General features: G+C 41.0%; 24 protein-coding genes and 2 tRNA genes. 2 read left to right on the top strand and 24 right to left on the bottom strand.

Annotation, left to right across the window (positions count from 1 at the left end):
- Positions 1-479 precede the first annotated feature (479 nt).
- The 16 genes from lysS to spoIIE all read right to left on the bottom strand — a co-directional run bounded on the left by lysS (position 480) and on the right by spoIIE (position 17,694).
- The gene (gene lysS / locus ACFX4X_RS17300; RefSeq protein ID WP_377385001.1) at positions 480-1,979 is read right to left on the bottom strand and encodes a lysine--tRNA ligase; all 1,500 of its coding nucleotides are present in this window, start codon (positions 1,977-1,979) and stop codon (positions 480-482) included.
- Positions 1,980-2,166: 187 nt separating this feature from the next.
- Positions 2,167-3,165 carry a tRNA dihydrouridine synthase DusB gene (gene dusB / locus ACFX4X_RS17305; RefSeq protein ID WP_061440353.1) on the bottom strand — a complete coding sequence of 333 codons (999 nt, stop codon included), beginning with the start codon at positions 3,163-3,165 and terminating at the stop codon, positions 2,167-2,169.
- Positions 3,166-3,188: 23 nt separating this feature from the next.
- Positions 3,189-3,401 carry a helix-turn-helix domain-containing protein gene (locus tag ACFX4X_RS17310; RefSeq protein WP_061440352.1) on the bottom strand — a complete coding sequence of 71 codons (213 nt, stop codon included), beginning with the start codon at positions 3,399-3,401 and terminating at the stop codon, positions 3,189-3,191.
- Entirely contained in the window at positions 3,353-3,880 is a 528-nt protein-coding gene (gene folK / locus ACFX4X_RS17315; protein WP_289336741.1) for a 2-amino-4-hydroxy-6-hydroxymethyldihydropteridine diphosphokinase, read from the bottom strand. Before folK ends, ACFX4X_RS17310 begins: the two co-directional genes overlap by 49 nt.
- Positions 3,881-3,882: 2 nt before the next feature.
- Positions 3,883-4,242: a dihydroneopterin aldolase gene (gene folB / locus ACFX4X_RS17320; protein WP_061440350.1), complete on the bottom strand. Its 360-nt coding sequence runs from the start codon at positions 4,240-4,242 to the stop codon at positions 3,883-3,885.
- Between the two features lies 1 nt (position 4,243).
- The gene (gene folP, locus ACFX4X_RS17325) at positions 4,244-5,080 is read right to left on the bottom strand and encodes a dihydropteroate synthase (RefSeq protein WP_089364288.1); all 837 of its coding nucleotides are present in this window, start codon (positions 5,078-5,080) and stop codon (positions 4,244-4,246) included.
- A gap of 160 nt (positions 5,081-5,240) precedes the next feature.
- On the bottom strand, positions 5,241-6,167 hold the full coding sequence (gene cysK / locus ACFX4X_RS17330) for a cysteine synthase A (protein ID WP_061440348.1): 927 nt from the start codon (positions 6,165-6,167) through the stop codon (positions 5,241-5,243).
- A 127-nt stretch (positions 6,168-6,294) separates the two neighbouring features.
- Complete coding sequence (locus tag ACFX4X_RS17335; RefSeq protein WP_377385005.1) at positions 6,295-7,191, bottom strand: peptidyl-prolyl cis-trans isomerase; 897 nt, start codon at positions 7,189-7,191, stop codon at positions 6,295-6,297.
- Between the two features lie 19 nt (positions 7,192-7,210).
- On the bottom strand, positions 7,211-8,092 hold the full coding sequence (gene hslO / locus ACFX4X_RS17340) for an Hsp33 family molecular chaperone HslO (RefSeq protein WP_061440346.1): 882 nt from the start codon (positions 8,090-8,092) through the stop codon (positions 7,211-7,213).
- 27 nt (positions 8,093-8,119) lie between these two features.
- Positions 8,120-8,899, bottom strand: a complete 780-nt coding sequence (locus ACFX4X_RS17345) for a type III pantothenate kinase (RefSeq protein ID WP_061440345.1) — start codon at positions 8,897-8,899, stop codon at positions 8,120-8,122.
- Between the two features lie 181 nt (positions 8,900-9,080).
- Positions 9,081-11,141, bottom strand: coding sequence for an ATP-dependent zinc metalloprotease FtsH (gene ftsH, locus ACFX4X_RS17350; RefSeq protein WP_081108653.1), 2,061 nt, complete (start codon positions 11,139-11,141; stop codon positions 9,081-9,083).
- 117 nt (positions 11,142-11,258) lie between these two features.
- Positions 11,259-11,798: a hypoxanthine phosphoribosyltransferase gene (hpt, locus tag ACFX4X_RS17355; protein WP_061465930.1), complete on the bottom strand. Its 540-nt coding sequence runs from the start codon at positions 11,796-11,798 to the stop codon at positions 11,259-11,261.
- A gap of 32 nt (positions 11,799-11,830) precedes the next feature.
- The gene (gene tilS / locus ACFX4X_RS17360) at positions 11,831-13,225 is read right to left on the bottom strand and encodes a tRNA lysidine(34) synthetase TilS (protein ID WP_377385008.1); all 1,395 of its coding nucleotides are present in this window, start codon (positions 13,223-13,225) and stop codon (positions 11,831-11,833) included.
- 91 nt (positions 13,226-13,316) lie between these two features.
- Positions 13,317-14,315, bottom strand: a complete 999-nt coding sequence (locus ACFX4X_RS17365; protein WP_317778844.1) for a protein kinase domain-containing protein — start codon at positions 14,313-14,315, stop codon at positions 13,317-13,319.
- On the bottom strand, positions 14,281-15,018 hold the full coding sequence (locus ACFX4X_RS17370) for a VWA domain-containing protein (RefSeq protein ID WP_089364284.1): 738 nt from the start codon (positions 15,016-15,018) through the stop codon (positions 14,281-14,283). Before ACFX4X_RS17370 ends, ACFX4X_RS17365 begins: the two co-directional genes overlap by 35 nt.
- A gap of 201 nt (positions 15,019-15,219) precedes the next feature.
- On the bottom strand, positions 15,220-17,694 hold the full coding sequence (gene spoIIE, locus ACFX4X_RS17375; RefSeq protein ID WP_061440342.1) for a stage II sporulation protein E: 2,475 nt from the start codon (positions 17,692-17,694) through the stop codon (positions 15,220-15,222).
- A 326-nt stretch (positions 17,695-18,020) separates the two neighbouring features.
- Between spoIIE and ACFX4X_RS17380 the strand changes: the two genes are divergently transcribed.
- Both ACFX4X_RS17380 and ACFX4X_RS17385 read left to right on the top strand, forming a co-directional pair.
- Positions 18,021-18,094, top strand: a tRNA-Met gene (locus ACFX4X_RS17380).
- 20 nt (positions 18,095-18,114) lie between these two features.
- Positions 18,115-18,186: transfer RNA gene (locus tag ACFX4X_RS17385), tRNA-Glu, on the top strand.
- A 198-nt stretch (positions 18,187-18,384) separates the two neighbouring features.
- Here the strand turns inward: ACFX4X_RS17385 and ACFX4X_RS17390 are convergent.
- From ACFX4X_RS17390 to spoVT, 8 genes are all read right to left on the bottom strand, one after another.
- Positions 18,385-18,840 carry a S1 domain-containing RNA-binding protein gene (locus ACFX4X_RS17390; RefSeq protein ID WP_061440341.1) on the bottom strand — a complete coding sequence of 152 codons (456 nt, stop codon included), beginning with the start codon at positions 18,838-18,840 and terminating at the stop codon, positions 18,385-18,387.
- Between the two features lie 80 nt (positions 18,841-18,920).
- Positions 18,921-19,307, bottom strand: coding sequence for an FtsB family cell division protein (locus tag ACFX4X_RS17395; RefSeq protein WP_061440340.1), 387 nt, complete (start codon positions 19,305-19,307; stop codon positions 18,921-18,923).
- Between the two features lie 13 nt (positions 19,308-19,320).
- Positions 19,321-19,953 (bottom strand): spore cortex biosynthesis protein YabQ, encoded by a 633-nt coding sequence (yabQ, locus tag ACFX4X_RS17400; RefSeq protein ID WP_284469088.1) that lies wholly within the window; start codon positions 19,951-19,953, stop codon positions 19,321-19,323.
- A complete protein-coding gene (yabP, locus tag ACFX4X_RS17405; protein WP_053348985.1) occupies positions 19,950-20,258 on the bottom strand; it encodes a sporulation protein YabP in 309 nt (102 codons plus the stop codon). The genes yabQ and yabP overlap by 4 nt, the downstream gene beginning before the upstream one ends.
- Positions 20,259-20,334: 76 nt before the next feature.
- Positions 20,335-20,598 (bottom strand): RNA-binding S4 domain-containing protein, encoded by a 264-nt coding sequence (locus ACFX4X_RS17410; RefSeq protein WP_061465928.1) that lies wholly within the window; start codon positions 20,596-20,598, stop codon positions 20,335-20,337.
- 23 nt (positions 20,599-20,621) lie between these two features.
- Complete coding sequence (gene yabN / locus ACFX4X_RS17415; protein WP_377385012.1) at positions 20,622-22,094, bottom strand: bifunctional methyltransferase/pyrophosphohydrolase YabN; 1,473 nt, start codon at positions 22,092-22,094, stop codon at positions 20,622-20,624.
- Complete coding sequence (locus ACFX4X_RS17420) at positions 22,087-23,706, bottom strand: putative polysaccharide biosynthesis protein (protein ID WP_377385014.1); 1,620 nt, start codon at positions 23,704-23,706, stop codon at positions 22,087-22,089. The genes yabN and ACFX4X_RS17420 overlap by 8 nt, the downstream gene beginning before the upstream one ends.
- A gap of 213 nt (positions 23,707-23,919) precedes the next feature.
- Positions 23,920-24,456, bottom strand: coding sequence for a stage V sporulation protein T (spoVT, locus tag ACFX4X_RS17425; RefSeq protein ID WP_061144055.1), 537 nt, complete (start codon positions 24,454-24,456; stop codon positions 23,920-23,922).
- Positions 24,457-24,624: the final 168 nt, after the last annotated feature.

Raw genomic sequence — 24,624 nt, forward strand, 5'->3', positions numbered from 1 at the left:
CATGTATTAGGCACGCCGCCAGCGTTCGTCCTGAGCCAGGATCAAACTCTCCGAAGAAATGTTTGACTTGCTCATTTGCTTTTTTGATAGTGTGTGCTCACTTAAAATTTAACGTTGGCGCTTTGTTTTGTTCAGTTTTCAAAGAGCAATGTCTTTCGGAACAGCTTATTAATAATAACATCTTCATCACTCTGAGTCAACAACTTTTTAAAACTTTTTTTAAAGTTTGTAATCCGTTTGCAACTCGTTCGTAACGACAGATATAAATATAACACCATTACGGTAACTGCGCAATACCTTTTATAAAGTTTTTTGAGATAATGTTGTTTTTCTTTCCAACCCTAGAATCCAATCAATTAAAAGACATGAAATTATAATTAAAAAACAAAAACCGAATTGAACTAACCGGGATCATGAGCTACACTCCTGAATCCCAGCCGTCCGAATTCGGCCCTGCAATCATTAATTACCTTACATTATTAGCGGTGTCTCATTAACGGGAATAACAGCACGTCACGTATAGAAGGAGAATTGGTCAATAGCATAACCAAACGGTCAACACCAATTCCCAATCCGCCAGTTGGCGGCATTCCGTATTCTAAAGCCTCCAAGAAATCTTCATCCATTTCATGAGCCTCATCATTACCTTGCTCTCGTTCTTTTAATTGTGCTTCAAAGCGTTGACGTTGATCAATAGGGTCATTAAGTTCCGTGAAGGCATTTGCATGCTCCCTACCCACAATGAATAACTCAAAACGATCGGTAAAACGGGAATCTTCCGGGTTTTTCTTTGCTAACGGAGAGATTTCCACTGGATGTCCATAAATGAATGTAGGTTGAATTAACTTATCTTCAACCTTCTGTTCAAAGAACTCATTTACAATATGACCAAATTCCATGGATTCCTTAACTTCAATTCCGTTATCTTTAGCAAGCTGTTGGGCTTCTTCTTTACTCATTTGAGTCCAGAAGTCCACACCTGTATATTCTTTTACAGCATCAACCATGTGAAGTCTTTTCCATTCCGGTTTTAACTCTATTTCATACTCCCCATACTGAATGGTAGTCGTCCCCAGAACTTCTTGTGCTATATGGGCAATCAGGTTTTCGGTTAAACCCATGATATCTTGGTAATCAGCATATGCCTCGTATAATTCAATCAATGTGAATTCCGGATTGTGTCTTGTAGATACTCCTTCATTCCTGAAAACCCGTCCTATTTCATAAACTTTCTCTAATCCGCCAACGATTAAGCGTTTTAGATGAAGCTCGATGGCAATCCTTAAATTCAAAGACATATCCAATGCATTATGATGAGTAAGGAAAGGGCGTGCAGCAGCTCCACCAGCAACAGAGTGCAATAGAGGCGTCTCTACTTCAAGGTATCCATGATCATCAAGATATCGTCTCATGGCTTGTACAATACGACTGCGCATGATCAACGTGTTTTTACTTTCCTCATTTGTAATTAAATCAACATAACGTTTCCGATAACGCTCTTCAACATCCTTTAGACCATGAAATTTATCAGGTAATGGGCGAAGCGCTTTAGCAAGGAACACATATTCTTTAGCTTTAATGGAAAGTTCCCCGACTTTCGTTTTGAAAATTACACCAGTGACCCCTACGATATCGCCCAGATCCGTTTGGTTGAAAATTTGGTAAGCATCTTCACCTATATTATCTAAACGGACGTAGATTTGGATTTGGCCGCTAATATCCTGAATATGGGCAAATCCCGCTTTCCCTTTTCCACGCTTAGTCATTACCCGGCCAGCGATCGTAACTTCAATTTCTTTTTCTTCAAGATCTTCTTTTTCTAATTCCCCATAAGCACTAACTATCTCTTGAGTGTTATGTGTGCGCTCGAATCTGCTCCCGAATGGGTCTTGTCCATTATCAATCATGGCCTGCATTTTATCGCGTCTCACTTGCAGTTGGTCATTCAATTCTTCATGACTCACGAAAATCATCTCCATCTTTATTAATAAAAGCTTTATATAATTTATCAGAAATTCTTTTGCATACGTATTTATTCTTACATAAAGTACAAGAATTCAACAGCTTTTTATCTTAAAAACTTCTTTATGTATATATAAAAACTGCCAGGTTTAATGGCAGTTTAAGATATGCGTATTATAGGAAAACAGGAAGGCGAAGTCAACATCAGACCATTTGAATGTTCATTTCCTTCGCTTCAATATCATCGACCATTCCATAAAGAAGGCTCACGACATCTTCCCTTGTTTCACAATCGTTAATCCCTTTACGTGCCTTGGCATTCCCTTTAACACCTTTTAGGTACCAAGAAGCATGCTTACGCATTTCACGGACAGCGACGTTTTCGTTTTTCAGTGCAATCAGACGATCCATATGAAGTACACAAACATCCATCTTTTCACGAACTGTAGGTTCATCCATCAGTTGACCCGTTTCTAAATATTTTACAGTCCGGTAAATCATCCACGGGTTACCTAGTGCTGCACGGCCAATCATGACACCGTCAACACCCGTTTCTTTAAGCATTCTTTCCGCATCCTGCGGAGTTTCCACATCACCGTTACCTATAAGAGGGATATTAATCGATTTCTTCACTTCACGAATGATGTCCCAGTTAGCTTTTCCTTCATACATTTGAACCCGGGTTCTCCCATGCATGGAAACGGCTTTACCACCCGCGCGTTCAACTGCCTGAGCATTTTCAATCGCAAACACATGCTCTTCATCCCAGCCAATGCGCATTTTCACGGTTACAGGCTTTTCGACAGCATCAACAACCGCGGAAACCATCTCATAAATTTTATTCGGGTCTAGAAGCCATTTCGCCCCTGCATCACATTTCGTGATTTTCGGGACAGGGCAGCCCATATTGATATCAATGATATCGGCATTTGTATTCTTATCAACGAATTGAGCAGCTTTGACCAAGGATTTCTTTTCGCCGCCAAAGATTTGCAAACTTAATGGTTTTTCTCTTTCATCTATATAAAGCATATTCAGCGTTTTGGCATTTTGAAGAACGATTCCTTTGTCACTGACCATCTCCGCACAAACTAGACCAGCACCAAATTCCTTGACCGTCAAGCGGAATGCCGAGTTACAGACTCCGGCCATCGGTGCTAGCACTACCGGATTTTTCATTTCTATATCGCCTATTTTTAACACGTGTGACCTCCTATAACATTCTTTCATTTATCCTCAGGAGGTTGAAGCTCCTCAATGGAAACATGAAGGATATCCGCCACTTCCAGTAAAAATGCCTCTGAAGGGTTTCGGTTCCCTCTTTCAACTTCCCCCAACAAGGAAACGGAAACGCCTATTTCTCTCGCAAAGCCTTCCTGTGTATAACCCTTTAACTTTCGAAAAGCGCGAATGCGCCTTCCCCATTTTTCACCTTCCATAATCGAACTCCTTCTTTATCCGGAATCTGTTCAAGCAAGTCGCTCAAAGGTGCATGCATGTGCGGAAGCCTAATATCAGGGTCCACTTCCATTAAAGGCACGATAACAAAAGCCCTCTCGTGCATACGAGGGTGCGGGACTGAAAGAATCTCTGTCTCAATATTTTCATGATTATATAACAAAATGTCAAGGTCTAAAGTACGGGGACCCCACCTAATTTCCCTTTTTCTCCCTAAATCGGTTTCGATTTTCATACAGGCGTGAAGTAATTCCTCTGGTTCTAAATCGGTTTTCACTTTAAGGACAGCATTTAAAAAACAGTCCTGGTCGGCATATCCTATCGGGTCTGTTTCATATAAAGAAGAGCAGGCCGCCAACTGGATATGCGGGTTTTCAGACAATAATTGGAAAGCCGTTCGGAAAGTATCAAGGCGATCCCCTAAGTTCGATCCTATAGAAAGGTAAGCAATATTTACCACAATCAGCGTCCCCTTACAATTTCTATAGCTACCGAGTCATAGTGCCCCGCTATAGGAGGATCTGGTTTATATACCTTCACGGTGCATGTCTCGATGGAAGAATATTTATTAAGTAGTTCAGAAGCAATTTTTTCAGCAACAGCTTCCACTAACTTAAAAGGCTCTCCCTCAACAACACTTTTACACACTTCATATAACTCGCCATAGTTGATTGAGTCTTCAAGGTTGTCACTCTTCCCAGCATTGGCTAAATCAGTCTGGACGATTAAATCCACTTTAAACCGCTGACCAAGCTTCGTTTCTTCCGGAAAAACTCCATGATAACCGTAAAACTCCATTTTATTCACATATATCTTATCCATTTCATTCACCTTTTCCTAAAAGAACATCCATCATCTTTGCAGTCCGTGCCATTTCCTTTACATCATGTACGCGAACCATTTGACAGCCTTGCTGAATGCCGTGGCAGATTGTAGCGGCAGTGCCTTCCATCCGCTCACTAGGCGGCAGGTCCAGAACATGTCCAATCATGGACTTTCTTGATGTCGCAAGCAGCACAGGATAACCTAATGATACCAGCTTATCAAGATTCCTCATCATTTCCAAATTTAACTTTAAATCTTTCGCAAATCCAATGCCTGGATCGAGAATGATGTTTTCGTCCTTGACTCCCGCATCCTTTACCAACATGATACTTTCGAATAAATCTTGAAGTACATCCCGAACAAAATGTCCATAACCCATATTATCCCTGTTATGCATCAAGATAATCGGCACCTTATATTCCGCCGCAACCTTCGCCATCAAGGAATCTGCTTTTCCTCCCCAAATATCATTTAATATATGGGCTCCTGCTTTTACTGCCTCTTCCGCAACTCTTGATTTATACGTATCGACCGATATTGGTATCTCAATATTACGGGAAATGGCCTCAATAATCGGGGCTACTCTCTCAATCTCCTCTTCATCCGATATTCTCTCATAGTTGGGACGGGTGGACTCTCCGCCTACGTCCAAAATATCCGCTCCGTCGTTGACCATCTGTTCGGCATGCTTCAAAGCAGCATCTACCCGATTATATTTCCCGCCATCCGAAAAGGAGTCCGGCGTAACATTCAAAATCCCCATAATTAAGGTTTTCTTGCTATAATCCAAATCAAATGAACCGCATGTTATTTTTGATACTTCAGCTAATGACATCCAACGTTCTCCTTCGCCTAAAGAAATCTATATATACGAGTTTACCCATTTACATAGGTATAGTGCAACCCTCCGTGAAGATTAGAAATACTTCGCAGACTTTCTACAAAAAGAAAAGCAAAGCCCATAAGGAACTTTGCTTCTCATTTAGTATCTGGTCTCACTCAAAGTTATATAATGGTGTACTCAAGTAACGTTCACCATTACTTGGTATGATAGCAAGGACCTTTTTGCCTTTTCCCAGTTTTTCAGCCACTTTAATAGCCGCAGCAATTGCGCCTCCAGAAGAAATTCCGCCAAGAATTCCTTCCTCTTTTGCTGCTCTACGGGCGTAATCGAACGATTCTTCTGTATTGACTTGAATGATTTCGTCATAGAGATCTGTATTTAAAATACTTGGAACGAAGCCTGCACCGATTCCTTGGATTTTATGGGGCCCCGGGGTCCCACCGGATAATACAGGAGAATCCGCAGGCTCAACAGCGTAAATTTTAATGTCAGGATATTTTTCACGCAGGACTTCACCAGCACCAGTAATGGTTCCGCCAGTACCGATTCCGGCAACGAATGCATCCAGACCTTCATCACCAAAGGCTTCAACAATTTCAGGGCCAGTAGTGTTACGATGAACTTCAGGGTTGGCTTCATTCTCGAATTGCTGCGGAATAAAGTAACCTTTTTCTTTAGACAGCTCAGTTGCCTTAGCGATTGCTCCCTTCATTCCTTCTGGACCAGGTGTAAGAACTAACTCTGCCCCATAAGCGCGAAGCAAGTTACGGCGTTCCAGGCTCATTGTCTCCGGCATGACCAGGATTGATTTATAGCCTTTGGCTGCCGCTACCATCGCTAGTCCTATTCCGGTATTTCCGCTTGTAGGTTCAATGATCGTATCACCTGGCTTAAGGTTACCGTTTTTTTCTGCTGCTTCGATCATCGCAAGGGCGATACGGTCTTTTACACTACTGCCTGGGTTAAAATACTCAAGTTTCAAATAAATATCTGCACTGTTTTCATTTTGAAGCTTGTTTAACTTCACAATAGGTGTTTGTCCAATTAAATCGATTACAGAATTAGCTATACGTGCCATTTTCTCCACTCCTTATCATTTCAATACCGAGTATGTTTATTGGTTTTATTAATTAAAGTTACCAGTTTTAATGGTTCATTGTCAATGATTATATACTATATTCTAAATTTTCACACAATCCATTGACCTACTTTTGTTCTTTTAATCCATAAAACCATTCTACATTAAATTCATCCCAGAAAATCTTCCCGGAGACCGGTGCCTGAATCTGTTCAAGAGCTATTTGGCGGTGAATCTTATCTTTAACTTCTTCATATTTATACTGCTTGCCCTCTATTTTTTCATGCAGATAGATAACGGCCCAACCATCTTCCGTTTGTATTGGATCACTCCACTTTTTAGCCTTCAATTTCTCGGCAGCGGTAATGTATTCCTTGGAGACTTGCTCATTATCCTGCGATATATAACCCATGTCGCCTCCCTGATTGGCAGTGAATTCATCAAGGGATTTTTCCATCGCTAAGACATTAAAGGAGACACCTTTCTCCAGTTCACGTATGATTTGGTCCGCCTGCTTTTTTGTAGACAAGGTAATATGGGAAATATGGAAAGTAGTAGGGATTCGGTAAATATCCTTATTATTATCATAGTAATTCTGCATTGCCGTTTCGGAAACCGAAACATCCTTTGTGAGGAGCTTTTCAAGGAGTAGACTAGACTGAATTTCCTGCCTCAATTGATCCGTACTTTTATTAAGAGTCTGACCGGCAGTTCCATACATTGTTTTCATCATTTTAAGTTCCCGATCGATCTCTTCATCCGAAGTTTTCACTTTGTATTTTTCCGCTGCCTGTTTCACTACCTCTTTATCGACCATTTCCTCAAGTACATCTTCCCCATACCTTTTTTCGAGTTCATTAATCCATGCTTCCCGGGAAATATCCTTGGAACCAACCTTTGCGACTGTTTCCTGCCCAATGACGGATTTTGAAATGATCAACGGTTTTATGACAAAGATTATGATGGTCAACAGGTTCAACAATGCAAGGCCGGCAATAATCGCCCGAAGCTTTTGTTTAGGCAAAACCCTTATCCCCCGTAAATTATTTTTTGGTTTCTGCTTCTAGTTCCTCGAGATCTTCCTTCGAGAATTGGTAGGTCTGATTACAAAAATGGCATTGTGCCTCCGCTTGTCCCTCTGTCTCAATAATATCCCGGATCTCATCTTGTCCAAGGCTAATCAATGCATTGGCAATTCTTTCCCTTGAACATTGACAGGAAAATGCAACATCCATTTTCTCTAAAATATTCACATTGCCCTCACCCAAAATCTCGGTTAGGATTTCTTCAGGAGTCAGACCTTTCTGGATCATCTTAGAAACAGGAGCTATTGTGCTTAGACGACTCTCGATTTTGGAAATCGTATCATCGGATGTGCCTGGCATCAATTGAATGATAAATCCACCTGCTGCAAGTATCGAATTATCTGGATTCACCAGGACCCCCACTCCTACAGAAGAAGGCACCTGTTCGGAAGTAGCGAAGTAATAAGTGAAATCTTCACCTAATTCCCCCGATACAAGCGGTACTTGACCTGAAAAATGATCACGGAGACCAATATCTTTCACTACAGTCAACACTCCGTCTGTCCCCACCGCTTTCCTGACATCCAGCTTTCCTTGTTCATTCAAATCAAAATGGGTTTGCGGGTGAGTCACATATCCGCGGACTTCTCCCTTCGCATTGCTGTCGACCAGGATGGATCCAATCGGGCCACCGCCCTCAATTTTAATCGTCAGTTTTTCTTCACCTTTTAACATTCCGCCCATCATCACACCTGCCGTCATTGCACGCCCAAGGGCAGCGGAAGCAGTAGGCCATGTATAATGACGTCGTTGAGCTTCTCCTACGGTATCAGTTGTTGAAACAGCATATGCCCGTACCTGTCCTTCATAGCCTAACGCCTTTATTAGATAATCCTTCATTTGTTATGCTCCTTCCATGCTGTATAATTACTTCTTCACTTGTTCACGATTTCGTTTATAAATCAGCTGCAATCCCTTTAAAGTTAAAAATGGCTCAACAACGTCAATCACAGTAGACTCATTAGCAATTAAGGTAGCCAGTCCGCCTGTCGCTATTACCGTTGGCTCTAGATTACTTTGCGCCTTTATTCGATTAACGATTCCTTCAACCTGTCCAACATACCCAAACAAAATACCAGCCTGCATGGCGGATACCGTATTTTTTCCAATGATTCCTTCAGGTCGGCTGATTTCTATCCTTGGAAGTTTGGCCGCTTTTGAATAAAGTGCTTCTGTAGAAATATTTATGCCCGGAGCAATGGCTCCGCCCATGTATTGTTTATCCTCATTTATGTAGCAATATGTCGTTGCCGTGCCAAAATCCACGATAATGAGAGGGCTTCCATATTCCTGAATGCCTGCAACAGCATTAACGATCCGGTCCGCTCCCACCTCACGGGGATTTTCGTATTTAATATTCAATCCAGTTTTTATTCCAGGCCCCACTATAAGCGGCTTAATGCCAAAGTATTTTTTACACATACGTTCAAGCGCAAACATAATCGGCGGAACTACCGAAGAAATAATGATTCCATCAAACTGATCAAACGAAAGACCCTCATGTTGCAGTAAAGACTTTATGACCATACCATACTCATCTTCTGTTTTATGACGGCTAGTCTCAATTCGCCAATGATATTTTAAAATATCTTCATCGTATACGCCTAATACAGTATTCGTATTCCCAACATCCAATACAAAAATCATCGTTTCATCACTCCGGTAAATTATTCTCCAACATCATACCACACTGTTATTTCCCACGCTATTAGTCGCGCTTTTCGTAAGGTAAAAAAATCCCAGCATCTTTTTCTTACGTCCCCAAAGTCATTTTTAGAGTTAGAAAAGGGTATTTCCGAGGCGGAAATACCCTTTTCTTATAGTCAACTTAAGACTTTTTATTGTCATCTTCGTTCGGGAAGGAAAGCGGCTGATCTTGAGGTGTGCCTTCTTTGATTGGAGGAGTATTCAATCCTTCCTCCGTTATTTCAAGGTCCTCAGGTCCTCTCTTATCCAATGGATCTAATAGGGCCTCTTTTTCTTCCTTCTTCGTATTGATGTTCACCTTGACATTCTCATCAGTAGTTAAATTCCCATTCAAAGCGGTATAATCCCGTTCTGGCAACTTACCGTTATGGAATAAACTTTTGATTTGTTCTGCATCAAGTGTTTCCACTTCAAGCAAGGTTTTTGCAACCAAATCAAGTTTTTCACGATTTTCAGTAAGAATCGTCTTACATCTTTCGTAAGCTTCCCTGATGATGCGTTGAATTTCAAGATCAATTTCATATGCTATTGCATCTGAGTAATTTTGATCATTGTTAAAATCGCGGCCTAGGAAGACCTGACCTTGAGAATTACCGAATTGAAGAGGTCCGAGCTTACTCATACCATATTCCATAACCATGCTTCGAGCTATGCCAGTTGCACGCTGGAAGTCATTATGCGCTCCGGTACTCACTTCTCCGAATGTAACTTCTTCGGATACTCGGCCACCCAAAAGTCCTACGATTTTATCTTTCAGTTCAGGCTCCGTCATGAAGAAACGATCTTCTTTCGGCAGCATAACTGCATATCCGCCAGCTTGACCACGAGGGACAATCGTAACTTTATGAACGACTTCGGCATCATCAAGAACCAATCCAATAATGGTATGGCCCGCTTCATGCCATGCTACAATATTCCGTTCCTTTTTGGAAATGACACGATTTTTCTTAGCAGGTCCCGCAATAACGCGATCCGAAGCTTCATCCAAATCGGACATGTCGATCTTCTTCTTATCTTGACGGGCAGCGACAAGCGCCGCTTCATTCAGTAGGTTTTCAAGATCTGCACCAGAAAATCCTGGTGTACGCTGAGCGATCGCTTTCAAATCAACCGTTTCAGCTAAAGGTTTATTACGTGCATGCACTTTCAATACTTCTTCACGGCCTTTAACATCTGGGCGGCCAACCGTAATTTGACGGTCAAAACGTCCTGGACGCAATAATGCCGGATCCAATACATCAGCACGGTTAGTCGCAGCGATGATAATGATTCCTTCATTCCCACCGAAACCATCCATTTCTACAAGTAGTTGGTTCAGTGTTTGTTCACGTTCATCGTGACCGCCACCTAGACCTGCGCCACGTTGACGACCGACTGCATCAATTTCATCGATAAAGATGATACATGGTGCATTCTTCTTAGCATTTTCAAACAAATCACGAACACGGGATGCACCGACACCTACAAACATTTCAACAAAATCAGAACCACTGATCGAGAAGAAAGGAGTACCGGCTTCACCAGCTACTGCCCGTGCAAGTAAAGTTTTACCTGTACCAGGAGGCCCGACTAAAAGTACCCCTTTAGGAATACGGGCTCCAAGCTCGGCATATTTGCGAGGATCTTTTAAGAATTCAACGACCTCGACAAGTTCCTGCTTTTCTTCGTCCGCTCCGGCAACATCATTGAAGCGTACTTTTTTCTTATCATCATTATACAATTTCGCCTTACTTTTCCCGAAGTTCATGACACGGCCACCACCGCCACCTTGAGCTTGGTTAAGTAAAAAGAAGAAGAGGATAAAAATGATTACAAATGGAATGATTGAAGTGAAAAATGTCACCCAGCCACTTGTCTTTTCTGGAGGTTCAACAGTGATGATGTCTTTACCCAACTTAGTTACGGCATCATTAATTCGACTCTGCGAATATTCACTGAAAGGTACGTACGTCACAAAGTATTTGTTTTCCTCATAACCTTTGAGCTTCCCTGTGATTTCAAACACACTGCTTTCGGGCTGCATCGTTAGTGCTGTAACGTCCCCACTCTCCAAATGTTTATAGAATTCATCTTGGGTCATTTTCTCTGTTGGTTCATTGTTATTATTAAAGATGCTTACAATCCCAATGATGACCAAAAAGATCAGTAAATAAAATATGGTATTACGGAAGATCCGATTCATCCCTTACCTCCTCCCACGGGTAAACAAACTATAGTAAATACTATCATACAAAATTAATGAATTACAATAATTTAACACCGCTGTTTTTATCTGGTCTTCTCTTTCGAACAGGAACGATTAATTCGAGTAAATTTCAGGCTTCAATATGCCAATATACGGGAGATTACGATACTTTTCTGCAAAATCAAGACCATATCCGACAACAAATGCATCAGGAACGATAAATCCGGCATAGTCAGGAGTGATATCGGCTTTCCTGCCTGTTGGTTTATCCAATAGGGTAACGATTTTAATTGATTTTGCTTTTCTATAACGGAAAAGTTCCGCAAGATAGCTAAGGGTTAAGCCGCTATCGATAATATCTTCGATGATTAAAATATCCCGGCCTTCAACGGATGTATTAAGATCTTTGATGATTTTCACTTCACCGGAAGATACAGTAGAGCTACCATAGCTTGAAACATCCATAAAGTCCATTTCAAGATGTGTATCCACGCGTTTCAGTAAATCTGACATAAATGGCATGGCGCCTTTCAGCACTCCGATAGCCAGCGGGAACTTACCTTGGTAATCAGCTTCAAGCTGCGCACCCAATTCCCTGATTTTTTTTTGTAGTTCTTCCTCAGTTATTAACACTTTTTCAATGTCGTTTTGCATGGTCATAGTAATTAATTGCCCCCCATGAAGAATTAAGCTTTTTTATATTCTAAGTAGATTAAAGATTTTTCATCAGAAATTATATCCGGCTCAACATTCGATTTCTTTAAACCAGGAAGCCAAATGGCCGTTCCAGCTTGATCGATGATGACCGGCCACACATTTCTTTCTAGCATCGGGATCTTCTCATTAATAAAAATCTCCTTCAACTTTTTAGTTCCACCTAATCCCTTGACTGCCATCCGTTCGCCTTCATTCCTGGTTCGGACTGTAAGCGGAAACTTCACAGCTGATTCGGGAAGTATAAAAGAATGATTTCCTTTAAGGACTGGAATTTCTTCTTTTATATAGTGCGCTTTAATCTTGTATCCATTCGGAAGAATAGTCTCACCGGGAATTTGTAATTTAAGGGAATATTTATGGCTTTTTTGCCGAAAAAATCTAAAAGTGCAAGTTTGATATGATTTTTCAGCAATAAGGCCCTCCGGAAGATGCAATTCTGCAGATGGTTGAGGATTTAAAAACAAAACTAAAAGTTGATCAATATGTAATGCCGAAAGCGATGAAGGTCTCTCCAAATAAAGATAGTTTAATATTAGTTGAATCGCTCTTCTTTGTAAAGGTTTAGGCATCGCGAGAACCTTATCAATCTGAATAACCGCTTGCTCCTTATCCTGATGGATCCAAACCTCGGTCATTTTGCTTGAAACCAGGTTCTGAAAAAACTCTTCATCTTCATAAAGTTCTTCACTGAATCGTTGAAAATGCTCATGAACCTTTCTATTTTCTTTCTTTAAAAATGGAAGAACTTCATGTCTAAAGCGATTTCTTACATAGTCATCTTTTTCATTGCTCGGATCAAACCTTGGTTCAATATTATGATGGCCCGCATATTCAATAATTTGGCCTTTCGTGATTTCAAGAAATGGCCTGATCAAATGACCCGTGTGAAAACGTCTTTTTATAGGAATGCCTGCTCTTGCTTTACCTGTCGCCCCTCTTGTTAAACGCATGAGCATCGTTTCGATTTGATCATCTCCATGATGTCCCAGGACAAGAGTGGAGGCTTGATACTTATCCATCATTTCTTCATAAAAAGCAAAGCGTGCCTTTCTTGACGTTATTTGTGAACTTTCCCCCGTCTGTTCCATCCGGGCAGGAACATCAATCCTTCTTCCTTCAAATGCGATGCCCCACTGTTCACATATATGCTCGACATATTTATAATCTTCATATGATTCCTCACCACGAAACATATGGTCAACACTTGCAACAATAATCTCATAATGAAAAAGTGATTGAATTTCCTTAAGGATATGGAGAAGCACCAACGAGTCCGGTCCCCCTGAAACCCCTATGAGCAACTTCGAGTTTTCCTGAATCAATTCGTTTCTATAAATGGTATTCAGAACTTTTTCCTTTAACATACAATCTTCCTTCTTTATGGACAGGTATTAGTTTATACGATTCAAACATGAAATGGTTTCAATTATTCCATGCATTCATCCATTAACTATATCATAACAACTGTTCATATATGTAAAGAACATAGAGCATCGATATTATGGCTACCAGTAAAAAGGTTTCAAAAAAGCCTCCCCTCTTATTGTTGGAATGGTTTTGGGACCTTCTGGCTTGCCTTGTTGCAGGTTGGTTTGTTGAAGGCTGCCTCGTCGCTGCCTGGCCCGGTCCCTTTTTGTTCAAATGATTTTGCTTACTTAACACAGTGACTAAATCCTCTCGCATTTGAAGGGCTGAATCATACTGCCCACGGAGTGCTTTATCCAGCATCTTTCTATATGGGTGCAATTCCTTTTTCTGTTTAATCAAGTCGTTAAGCTGTTTATACCCCTCCCCGTTCTTGTGGAAACGTTTAGGGTAGGAAGAATTGATGATAATCATCGCCACTGCGAACAAGTCATATTGTGGATCAGCCTTTCTTGATCCAAGTCCCCAGTAACCTCTGTCGAAAAACTCGGTGAATTCTTTAACAGATCGGCCAATTAAGGTGGTTCCGCCTACATCGACGCACCGCACTTTGTAGGCTGGTGAAGTCACTATCAAATTCTCAGGTTTTAAATCCCCAAACACCCAGCCATTTGTATGCAGGGCAGATAAACTGGTTAAAAGCTGAAGCATTAAGACCCCGATCCACGATGGCCCTTTCTTTTCAATGAAACGCAAAAAATCGTGTCCATGGATATATTCCATGACATAAAACGGGAGTTGCTTTCCTGCTTTGATGAAATCGTCCGCTTCCAAAAAGGAAGGTCCAAGGGTAGACCCCTGGACCTTTGAGAAGGATTTTAGGATATTCATCTCCGAAATAATGGACGTCCCATTATCACTGAGCTTTAAAGCATAATGACGATTTTCACTTTCAACCAAGTAGACGATCCCGTTCGCTCCACACCCCAATTCCTTAATTATTTTGTACTCGTTTTTATTCCATTTTCCAGTGACCAAACCGCCAGGGAGGAGGTTACATTGATTCCTCAAAGTATTGTTCATCATCATGTGATAACAATCCCCTCAATGAACGTTTTTTATTGAAATATGTTAGAGCTTCACGAATGGCTGGACCTGTCGGAGTAAGTCCCCCTGTACTAAGCTTAGGAAAAGTTGCCGTCAAGGCTTCAAGGTTCGGCGTCCAATCCAACAACTTTTCCACATCATTTCTTTTCCCAGGAAATACGAATACTGAAAAACGGCTGTCACCCATTCTTGCATTCATACTAAGGGAAAGATCTAATAAGGAATCTTTTACAGTAGGCAATTTATGTTTCATGCTTGCACTGGTATCAACAAGTATCAGTACTTCGAGCTTGCTTGTTTCCCCAAGCTCATCGACCACCTCCATTACCTCTCCACGTTTTTCCGGCGGAAGATCCTCCATCGTTCTTGAATCTCCCAGTATTTGTTGAAGTTCACGATTGATAACTCCCTGTATAGTTTGGGTCATCGCCTTTTGGGTCACCATTTGGACGGTTTGGGACAACTGCTGGGCATAGACTATTTGACTTACGCCACCTCCTGAACCAGCAATTTTCTCGATTTCCTTAAGTCCCTTTTCATCTATCACATCATTCTCCATTACACCTATTACATTGATGGTTATGCCTTGCTCCCTTGCTAATTCAGCCATGGCAGAGGGCTCCTCACCATGATTTGAACATCCGTCGGTTATAAGCAAAATCTGCCTTAATGTTCCTGCTTTCATGTTTTGCTCTCCCTTCCTTTCAATCTGTTACCATAATTGACTAAAAAGGGGGAAATTATACGCCAAAGGCTTACGCAATCAATTCACATTCATGGAGTGGATTCATTAAATTTTTCTAAAGTCCATCTTTTTACCTTTTACCCGTCTACCAACACACCACCTCGTTTTTAGTTTTATTTATTTTATATATATGAACGGCCCCTACTGGGCCTTTTTACGTTTTGGAGAAACGGGAATGGATGCCCATTTCGGTGTATTATGTTTAATTTTGGACGTTACCACTGTCATATCATCATCTATTATCCCTTTTGTTCGGATGACCTCTTCCAATATTAAATCTGAAATTTCCTGCGGATCTTCTGTCTCCATTTCCTTGATCTTTCGTTTAAGCCAGAACTCGATATTTTCGACATGGGAGGGACCATCGAACACTCCATCGCTCATCATGATTAATATATCCCCTGCCTTCAGCTCTTCTGAAACAACATCAACATCGAAATCCTGGATAATTCCCATAGGCAGGTTACTCGACTCAATTTTTATTATCCTATCACCCCTTTTAATGAAACTCGGTATCGAACAGATTTTTAAAAACTTAGCCTTTGCGTCCTGAAGATCAATCATTGCCAAATCAAGAGTTGAAAATATTTCATCGGTAGTGCGTAGAGATAATACGGAGTTTACGGATTTAATGGCTATTTTTTCTTCTATTCCCGATTGTAAAAATTTTTGAAGCAGCTTTAATGTCTCTGTACTTTCAAAATGGGCCCTTTCCCCATTTCCCATACCATCACTAATGGCTATTGCGAATTTACCGCAACCAATTTCCATGGTCGTATAACTATCTCCTGAAACAAGCCCTCCCCCCTTGGCAGCATGAGCTACACCCGTTTCGACCGTGAATTTTTTTGCTGACCTAAATATCACCTCACATTGCCCGTTTGGATATGTTGCACACTCTTCTGAATGAACGACTATCGTTTCCCCTAGAATGTCCGAAAGCATAGGGGCTATCAACTTTTCACATTCCCCTCTGCCCTGACAGTATGGGACACTCATTTCTATATCAACATTTCCTTGTTCTAGACTGTATATTTCAACATGGCCTATATGGAGGCCAAAATCCTGGATGGCCTCCATGATGGATTCTTCATGTACATGATGATTTTTCCTTTCCCTTTGAATTTCTTTCGCAAAATCATCCATTACTGCAGAAACGCCCCTCAGCTGATCCGCCACTAGTTTCCGGCTTTCTTTCACCTGCCTTTTTAACTTTTGGTTTGCTTCAAAATAAGTAAGTTCCTGTGATATCGCCCCAATGACCTGTGGTCCGCGGCTGCAATATTTCCCCCATTCTTTCGAAGTCTTTTGAGGGAGCTGTCCATCATTTTCACTTAATTGAATCATAATTTCCTGCATACCGTCATAGGTTGTATTGAAGTTCTTGGACCAGCATTGTTCCTTTTTAAAACAGAGCTGGCACGTCTTTTCCGTTACATTACTCAAGAAGTAATCGAATTCTTTCTCATCTTCCTCCAATCTCCCCCTTTCATCCACTTGGGAAAAGCTATTTGAAAGCGCCTCAAATACATGTGAGAATTGCTCCACCCTTTGAGCCGTAACATCCCTCACTTTCCGGGCATACTGCTGCTGTTCATCAGAATTCTCGACTGTTCCCGGTATGTGTTTCGCTATTTTGTTGATTATGGATGACGGTGTTAATATAAATAAAGCCACAGCTACAAGTGATTCATAAAGGGTCACCATAATATTATTGGTGCCCTCACCATATAAACCTATCAGTAACGTAGCAATTAAGAGGCCTACAGCGACCCCTATCTTCCTTCCCTCCTTCAACAACCCGCCCAGAAGTCCGGAAAAAGCGAGAAGGCTCATTTGATAAAGACTGGCAATGCTTGCCAAGCTGAATATCAATCCAGTAACTACACCTACAGTGGAGCCTATGGCGGCCCCTCCCGCCAGCCCAAAGAGGAGGACCAGGTATCGTGAGAATATATGGTCGAGTGATAAATCGTATATCATCCAGCCTATGGTTCCAGTCATTACCGAAGCCAATAAGATGATGAGGCTTACGATTTCCTCCGTCTTTAATGATTGGGACTTTGTCCGTATGGTTAGCAGCGGGATGGACTGTATGAAGATTAAGGTTAAAATCATGGCGAGTCCCGCTTCCACTCCTATCATCATTAAGTCGTACAGCTGAATCGTTCGAAATACCAGATATTGCTCGGCCAGGTTGACCAGGAATAGTGAAGCAAAGACGTACATCGACATCGTTTTGAATTGCCCTTCAACGGCGGGCTTCTTGATCTTATGAAATAACAGAAGCAGGAACGCCGATGCAAAGATGACCAAACTATTGGAATAATGAACGGTGAGCCCGCCTGCAATCAATCCGAATAAAGCTAGTGGAGCCCTGTCACGCCTCATGAGAAAAACTGCTGCAAAAAACGGAAGTCCAAATGGTGCCAACTGAGAAAGAATTAATGCCCGTCCTAATAAAAAACCGATAATGGCTAAAGAGATACCTTTCTTTATGAATATATCTTCCGTCTTCGTTTGCAGTTGTTGGATCCAGTTGATGGCCCCTGCCTTCGCTTCCTTTAACTGAACATCTCCAAGAGGTTCCATCATAGGTCTTTCCACTTTTTCCATTTCAACACCCCATTCATATTAGTGATTTTTATTATAAAGAGGGCTTGTTTATTTTTTTGTCAGAATTTTATAAGCGGATAAGAAAAACGTTCGACGAAATTCTTCTTGAACAATCATTTGTATACAGGTTTTTGTACCTTTTTTTTCAATACAGAAACAGGCGTTCTTTTTTTTTTGAAGAAAAGCAAAGTTTTTAGGTTATTTTTGTGGAAAATAACACGAATAAATAATAAGGAAATGGAAACCGACAAACTTTATTTTTTTGTTGACATTTCCCCTTCACGAATGTAAGATATAACTTGTGCTTCAGTAGCACTTACCATTATGGCGGCGTAGCTCAGCTGGCTAGAGCGTACGGTTCATACCCGTGAGGTCGGGGGTTCGATCCCCTCTGCCGCTATCTTTTTCTATTAAAATCACGGCCCGTTGGTCAAGCGGTTAAGACACCGCCCTTTCACGGCGGTAACACGGGTTCGAATCCCGTACGGGTCATCATATACACCGAAAGCGCCCCTGTACACTTATCCGAATAAGTGTACAGAGGCGCTTTTTATTGTCGTTTGAAGGTTTTATTACCATAAGTAAAGCCTTATATAATTAAAAGAAGACAAGCCAGCAAGCTTGCCTTTATCTACACTATGAATAATTTCACAGGAAAAGTAGCTAAACTATTACTTTCAGCAGCAGTTTTTATCCGCGTCTTCCTCCTCGACCTCCCCGTTTCGTTTCGGTGCTACGTTTAAGGGTCGTTAAGCGGTCTTCACTATCTTTTAAGAATTTAGCCATTTTTTGCTCAAAGTTTTCCTTGGGTTGGAAACTGTTACCTTTCGAGCGGAAGTCTTTGGAACGGCTGTCATTCCCTCTTCCTTGGCGCGGACGTGGTGTGTATGCAGGTTTTTGCTCAGCTTCAGGACGGTCTATCGCTTTTTTTATGGACAAGCCAATCTTGCCATCTTTCACATTGATGACTTTCACCTCGACTGTATCGCCCACTTTTAAATGATCATTAATATCTTTGACATAGTTATCAGCCACTTCACTGATATGGACAAGACCGGTTGAACCTTGAGGGAGCTCTACAAATGCACCAAAATTAGTTATGCCTGTTACTTTACCTTGTAACTTGCTGCCTACTTCGATTGACATAAAAAAAATGTTCCTCCTTAGAAATGTTAAAAAATCTCTTCACTCTATATTATAACGAAAGTAAAAAAACAGTGTCAATATTAGTCACTATCTTCCTTCCCTTTTGGAAGGGTAAAAATGATTTCACCTTTTTCAGATAAGAAATAATCCCGTCTGGCTATTTTCGCTATATAGTCATCGTCATTAAGCTTTACGATTTCTTCTTTAAGAAGGGTCTCGTCCTTTTCCAATTTAGCTAACTTTCCCTTCAATTCTTTCTTCTGTTGAATTTTCTCATCAAGTGCAACATTTTGCGTTAGAAGGGTGGGAACAGCCAAAATCAAAAAGACAGCGGCGAAAACTGAGTAAAGTGTCAATCTACGCATTAGACCACGCTTCTTTTTTTCTACTGTTTGTACTTTTTTCTCTTGTTGAGCGACGTAGGGATTTTCTATTTTTGCCACTTTCCTTTTACCAAGGCTACTCATGTATTATCGCTCCTCATTTCTTTTTAGTTCTCCATCTATTTAGCGTTCTATTTATAGAATTCTTTATTTTCAATAAAATCCCTTTTCCTTTATTATAAAACTTCCCGACGTTTTTCGTAACAAAAACCGGCAATAAATTCCATATATAGGTCAGAATCCATTTTAATGGCCTCCAGAAAATATTTAAAATAAAGAGAAGTATTTTCCCCGCCCATTTTAGTAATGCTAAAACGAACTTACCTATCCCGATAATAATGGCTATTACAGATACTATTAACCATTTTATCGGAAGAAATATCAGCATTTGAACCGCATCAGTTATAAATCTCGCCAACTTTATCACCAGTATTATCAAAAGCTCTAAAAAACGTTGATAGAACCCTTTGAAAAGTGCTTGATAAGCTGAAAAACCACATAATAAGGCCAAAAATAAATAGAGGCGAAATTCTCCCTCATTCACTAAAAACAAAACATAAAAAATAAGGAGACCCTGAATGATCCAGAAAAGGAAATCATGGATGAATACAATCCACCTTTTCCTTTCTGAACGCTTCAGGAACCGGCTATACGTATCCAGGGCAGCCCCAAAGGCACTGCCCATGCCTATCATCGCAAGCAACGTATAAAATTGGGTCGTTAAGGTCATTTGAACAATTTGCCAAAGAAGCCTTTAGCTTTCTCCCCTGATTGCTCATCTAAATAAACGAGGTCGAAAATCTTTCCCTTAATGGAAACGATGCCCTTATCAACGTCTAAATTCTTCATTTGCAAGTTTTGGCCCCGGATAGATAAGAATCCCATTGAAGTTTCTAGCAAAAACTCTTCATTATCAAAGCTTTCCACTTGTTTGACACCGGTAATATCAAGTAAACGGCGGCCTTTCATCGTTACATCATGCTCTTGGATCGTTCCCTTTGTGTAACCAGCATTCGGATCAATATATTGGCTCATTTTTTCATCCCTCACAGTACCACTGATTTTGTACAAGTGTATGTCCGTAAGAAGGGAATTAGAACCAAGCCTGTCCTTACTCCTCTGCTAGCTTCTCTTCCTTTATGATGGAATACATATCTGCAGCCGCTTCTTTTTTCGTCGTTTCTTGAATTTTATCGACTCGCACAGTAACCAGCTTTTGACCGAATCGTACAGTTAATTCATCACCATCTTTAACACTCGAACTTGCTTTTGCCTGTTGTCCGTTAATCGTGATTCTCCCTTTATCCGCAACTTCCTTCGCAAGTGTGCGGCGTTTGATCAACCTTGAAACTTTTAGGAATTTATCCAATCTCATCGACATTCAAATCTCTCCCTTAATTAAAGTCCTTTAGCTTTTGCCTCATCCCAATATGAATCCAGTTCTTCTAATGTATAATCCTCAAACTTTTTGTCTGCCCTTTGAATGCTCTCTTCTATATATGTAAAACGCTGGTGAAATTTCTGGTTTGCTTTGTAGACGGCTTCTTCTGCTTGTATGTCATAATAACGTGAAATGTTGACAAGCGCAAAAAAGAGGTCGCCCAGCTCTGATTTAATTCTTTCGACATCCCGATTCGGGCTTAATATTTCCTCTTCTAATTCCTGCACTTCTTCTATAACCTTTTTCCACGCTTCGGAAACCTCATCCCAATCAAATCCAACCTTCGCAGCCCTTTTTTGGTACTCTTCTGCCCGAATTAAGTTTGGCAGCGATTTCTCAATACCATCCAGAATGGAAATTGAAGCCTTTGTTTCGCTCCCTTTCTCATCTTCTTTGATTTTCTGCCAGTTCACTAATACATCTTCCTCGCCATTCACCTCAACATCCCCGAATACATGAGGGTGGCGCCGAATCATTTTTGCAGTAATGCCTTCAATCACATCATCCACCGTGAACATTCCCTCATCTTCGCCGATTTGAGAATGAAGCATCACCTGAAGGAGTACATCCCCAAGTTCACCAACCATGCCCTCATCGTCCTCTTCATCTATGGAATCAATAAGCTCGTATGCCTCTTCTATTAGATATTTCTTCAAGCTTTCATGAGTCTGTTTCTTATCCCAAGGGCATCCGCCAGGACCTCTAAGTTCTGCAATGACTTGCCGCAGTTTAGAAAACTCCCGATACCGTAACGCTTCTTCTCTAACAGGCGGGACATAAACACTCGTCAAGTTACTTAACTCCATCTGACGGTCGAGTTCGAACAGTGCGCACTTTGTCACTTTTTCCTGACTGCTGCCTGCCGCTGTGACGATATATACCTCGTAGTCATCCGGAAGCTTTCCCATTAAAGTCAACTTCACATTGGACGCGCTGAAAGCATCATACACCTGCCCGATTATCATGTGCTGGGTAATGTGCACATCATCCGGAGAAAGATCTGTACCATCCAAAAGCTGGAACCCTTCAATCGGATCGATCTGAACAGCCTGAAACAAGGGATCAAGAAAACTTTGACCGCCTTCTAGCTTAATGGCTATTCCAAGAGACGGACCCTTTTCGAGCAAAAGCTGAACCGTTTTTTCCGCAACCATTGGATGCCCTGGAACCGCGTAAAGAACGGAACGGCTTGAAGCCTCCTGTAATAGAGTTTCAGCAATCTCTTCATATACCGCTTCAAATTGGTCGTGCTTTTCATATATCTCGTCAAATGCCGTGAAATTGATGCCTTCCCTTTTCAAATCCCCGATTACAGGATGATCTATCGTTCTGACGAAGCATTGTTCAGTTTGTGTCAATTTTTTATAAATCCCTAGCGGAAGCTGATCTAAATCTCCTGCACCAAGGCCTATTATCGTAATCTCATTCATCTCGTATACTCCTATTCGTTATTATAAATCGTTTAAGCTTTGATCCAGCAGGTATAAGTGAAAGTTCTTCTTCACCAAATAAACCTGCACGAATGGCGGTCATCACAAAAACGGCTGCACCGATTCCTACACCGATCAGCGCTTGGATCGTAGCTAACATTCGGCTCTCACCTGAAAATATCAATTGGAATAAGGCATTGAATATAAGAACCGCCGTACCCATGTAAACCGTACTCTTCAAAATTATTAACAGGTACTTCCTTTCAATTAATGTCTTTTTAATATGTACTCTCAATACCGTATAAAATAATGCAGTCATGATCATAAATGCAAGTACGGTTGCCGAGGCTGCTCCCGCAGTTTTGTAATGGGGCACAAGAACAAGGTTCAAAGCCCACTTGCTGCCCACACCTATAATCGTAATGATCACCGGCACAAACGAGTAACCTAAACTTTGAAGCACTGCCGCTTCTGCCATTATGATGGATGTGAATAAAATCGATAAGGAGAAAATTGCTAAAGTAATTGTTCCTTTGGCATCCGTGAACAGCATTTGATTGACCGGCTTAATCGTTACTAACAGTCCAATCGCAGCAGCAAGTCCAATTGTCGTACTTACACGCAGTGCCAATTTAATTTTATTGAGTAATTCTTGTTCACTTTTCTTCTTAACAAATCCAGATATTACAGGTACAAGCGCCAATGCAAAAGAATTAGCCACGACTGTCCCTAGCTGAAGCAATGGCTGTCCACGGTCATATACCCCTTTCCATTCTTTAGCTTCCTTTTCCCCCATCCCCGTATCCCTTAGTAGCGAATACAGGTGCAGTGAATCGACAAACTGAAACAAGATAAGGATCAAGCCAGTTATGCAAAAGGCCAACCCTTGAAAAACCAGGACTTTGGAAATCTTGATGAAATTTACCGGTTTGATATTCATTCTTAAAAAAAGCTTCCATTCTTCTTTTAAAATTACGAAAACAATAAGCAGTACCAGGCCAGTTATGCCGCCAGTAATCGAACCGAAAACCGCCCCCTTACCGACCACATAATGAGAGTAGCCCTGATACACGAATATTGTGGAAAGCACCAGTATCGTCAATACACGGATACATTGTTCAGCGACCTGCGAACTCGCTGTAGGTATCATGTCGTTTATTCCTTGAAAATACCCTCTTAATACGGATGAAATCGGCATTAATAAATAGGAATAGGCAGTGATTCTTAGCAGACTGGCTAAATTCGGATCCTTCATCCATCCGGCAATCCAATCAGCGCCAAGAAACAGTGCAGCAAACATCATGATTCCTATCGAACTTAAGACGATGAATGAGGTGACTAAAATGTCCTTGACCGCAAAATTATTTTTTGAAGACTCCCGCTCTGCGATCAATTTGGATATGACAACAGGGAAGCCAAGTGTTGATAATGTAAAAGCAACACCGTAGAAGGGATATACCTGCTGATAGATATAAAACCCGATGTCGCCTGCTATGTTCTGATAAGGTATGCGATATGCCGCGCTCAAAACTTTAACGATAATCGCTGCTACGCTCAGGATCAGCGCACTTCGAAAAAGTTCATTTGAAGTTTTATAAGGCTTTTCAGCCATTCTTTTTCCCCTTTTCACTCATATGTGGTAGTTATTATAGCATAATTCAAGTGGTTAATTTTCATTTGTAACCATACTGTTAATTAATCCCCATATTCACCTCGAGAAAATGCTCCTCCTTTTTATTGTCCTCCCCAATCCGTTTAATAAAGAGCAAAAAGGGCAGCGATTGCTGCCCTTTCCACATCTAAAAATATAATGGCATGTCCAAACTTACTGTTCCATTTGTCTAGCTAGAAAACTTGCTGCGGTTTCAACCGATTTCTGTTCCACTTCTCCAATGGTACCTTCTTTAGAGAAAATCAAGACGGCACCAATCGGGTCGCCACTCGCAATGATCGGAGCTGCAGTATATGATTGGACCTCTTCGTCATTTGAATCAACGAAGGAAATTTGTCCATTCGGAGATTCCAAAACAGGATTTCTTTCTTCCATGATTTTTTCCACTAGTTCACTAACGCTTTTATTTAAGTATTCTTTTTTGGAGCCACCTGCCACTGCAATGTAAGTATCCCTGTCACAAATCATAACTGGGTTTCCAAGGCTATCATAAAGTGCTTCTGCATATTCTCTTGCAAAATCTCCTAATTCACTAATAGGAGAATATTTCTTTAAGATGACTTCTCCGTCTCTGTCTACAAAGATTTCCAATGGATCCCCTTCACGAATACGGAGGGTCCTTCGAATTTCTTTCGGGATGACGACTCTTCCTAAATCATCAATTCGGCGAACGATACCAGTTGCTTTCATCTAATGTTGCCTCACTTTCATCTAATTGATTTGATAAATCCTCTTTTTGTAGCAAAATCATCACCAGCTATTGTACTTAGTATTTTTCTAATGGTAAGTTCTATGCACTTTGAAAAAATTTTTCTTTTCGTTGCACTCTTTTACCATGGTATCTTAAAAAACATTTCT

It is taken from the genome of Peribacillus sp. YIM B13481, assembly GCF_042787985.1.
GTDB lineage: Bacteria > Bacillota > Bacilli > Bacillales > DSM-1321 > Peribacillus > Peribacillus simplex_A.

Coding starts and splice junctions, on each gene's coding strand:
- hslO (WP_061440346.1), bottom strand. CDS start 8,092: ATGAAGGATTATCTAATAAAGGCGTTAGGCTATGAAGGACAGGTACGG.
- tilS (WP_377385008.1), bottom strand. CDS start 13,225: ATGTTAAAGGAAAAAGTTCTGAATACCATTTATAGAAACGAATTGATT.
- ACFX4X_RS17410 (WP_061465928.1), bottom strand. CDS start 20,598: ATGAGATTGGATAAATTCCTAAAAGTTTCAAGGTTGATCAAACGCCGC.
- lysS (WP_377385001.1), bottom strand. CDS start 1,979: ATGGAGATGATTTTCGTGAGTCATGAAGAATTGAATGACCAACTGCAA.
- ACFX4X_RS17420 (WP_377385014.1), bottom strand. CDS start 23,706: ATGGCTGAAAAGCCTTATAAAACTTCAAATGAACTTTTTCGAAGTGCG.
- folB (WP_061440350.1), bottom strand. CDS start 4,242: ATGGATAAGATATATGTGAATAAAATGGAGTTTTACGGTTATCATGGA.
- spoVT (WP_061144055.1), bottom strand. CDS start 24,456: ATGAAAGCAACTGGTATCGTTCGCCGAATTGATGATTTAGGAAGAGTC.
- cysK (WP_061440348.1), bottom strand. CDS start 6,167: ATGGCACGTATAGCTAATTCTGTAATCGATTTAATTGGACAAACACCT.
- ACFX4X_RS17390 (WP_061440341.1), bottom strand. CDS start 18,840: ATGTCAATCGAAGTAGGCAGCAAGTTACAAGGTAAAGTAACAGGCATA.
- yabN (WP_377385012.1), bottom strand. CDS start 22,094: ATGAATGAGATTACGATAATAGGCCTTGGTGCAGGAGATTTAGATCAG.
- spoIIE (WP_061440342.1), bottom strand. CDS start 17,694: ATGGAAAAAGTGGAAAGACCTATGATGGAACCTCTTGGAGATGTTCAG.
- folP (WP_089364288.1), bottom strand. CDS start 5,080: ATGTCATTAGCTGAAGTATCAAAAATAACATGCGGTTCATTTGATTTG.
- yabQ (WP_284469088.1), bottom strand. CDS start 19,953: ATGACCTTAACGACCCAATTTTATACGTTGCTTGCGATGATAGGCATG.
- yabP (WP_053348985.1), bottom strand. CDS start 20,258: ATGAGCCAATATATTGATCCGAATGCTGGTTACACAAAGGGAACGATC.
- ACFX4X_RS17395 (WP_061440340.1), bottom strand. CDS start 19,307: ATGAGTAGCCTTGGTAAAAGGAAAGTGGCAAAAATAGAAAATCCCTAC.
- ACFX4X_RS17370 (WP_089364284.1), bottom strand. CDS start 15,018: ATGAAAGCAGGAACATTAAGGCAGATTTTGCTTATAACCGACGGATGT.
- ACFX4X_RS17345 (WP_061440345.1), bottom strand. CDS start 8,899: ATGATTTTTGTATTGGATGTTGGGAATACGAATACTGTATTAGGCGTA.
- ACFX4X_RS17310 (WP_061440352.1), bottom strand. CDS start 3,401: ATGGAAGGTGAAAAATGGGGAAGGCGCATTCGCGCTTTTCGAAAGTTA.
- ACFX4X_RS17365 (WP_317778844.1), bottom strand. CDS start 14,315: ATGATGATGAACAATACTTTGAGGAATCAATGTAACCTCCTCCCTGGC.
- hpt (WP_061465930.1), bottom strand. CDS start 11,798: ATGCAAAACGACATTGAAAAAGTGTTAATAACTGAGGAAGAACTACAA.
- ftsH (WP_081108653.1), bottom strand. CDS start 11,141: ATGAATCGGATCTTCCGTAATACCATATTTTATTTACTGATCTTTTTG.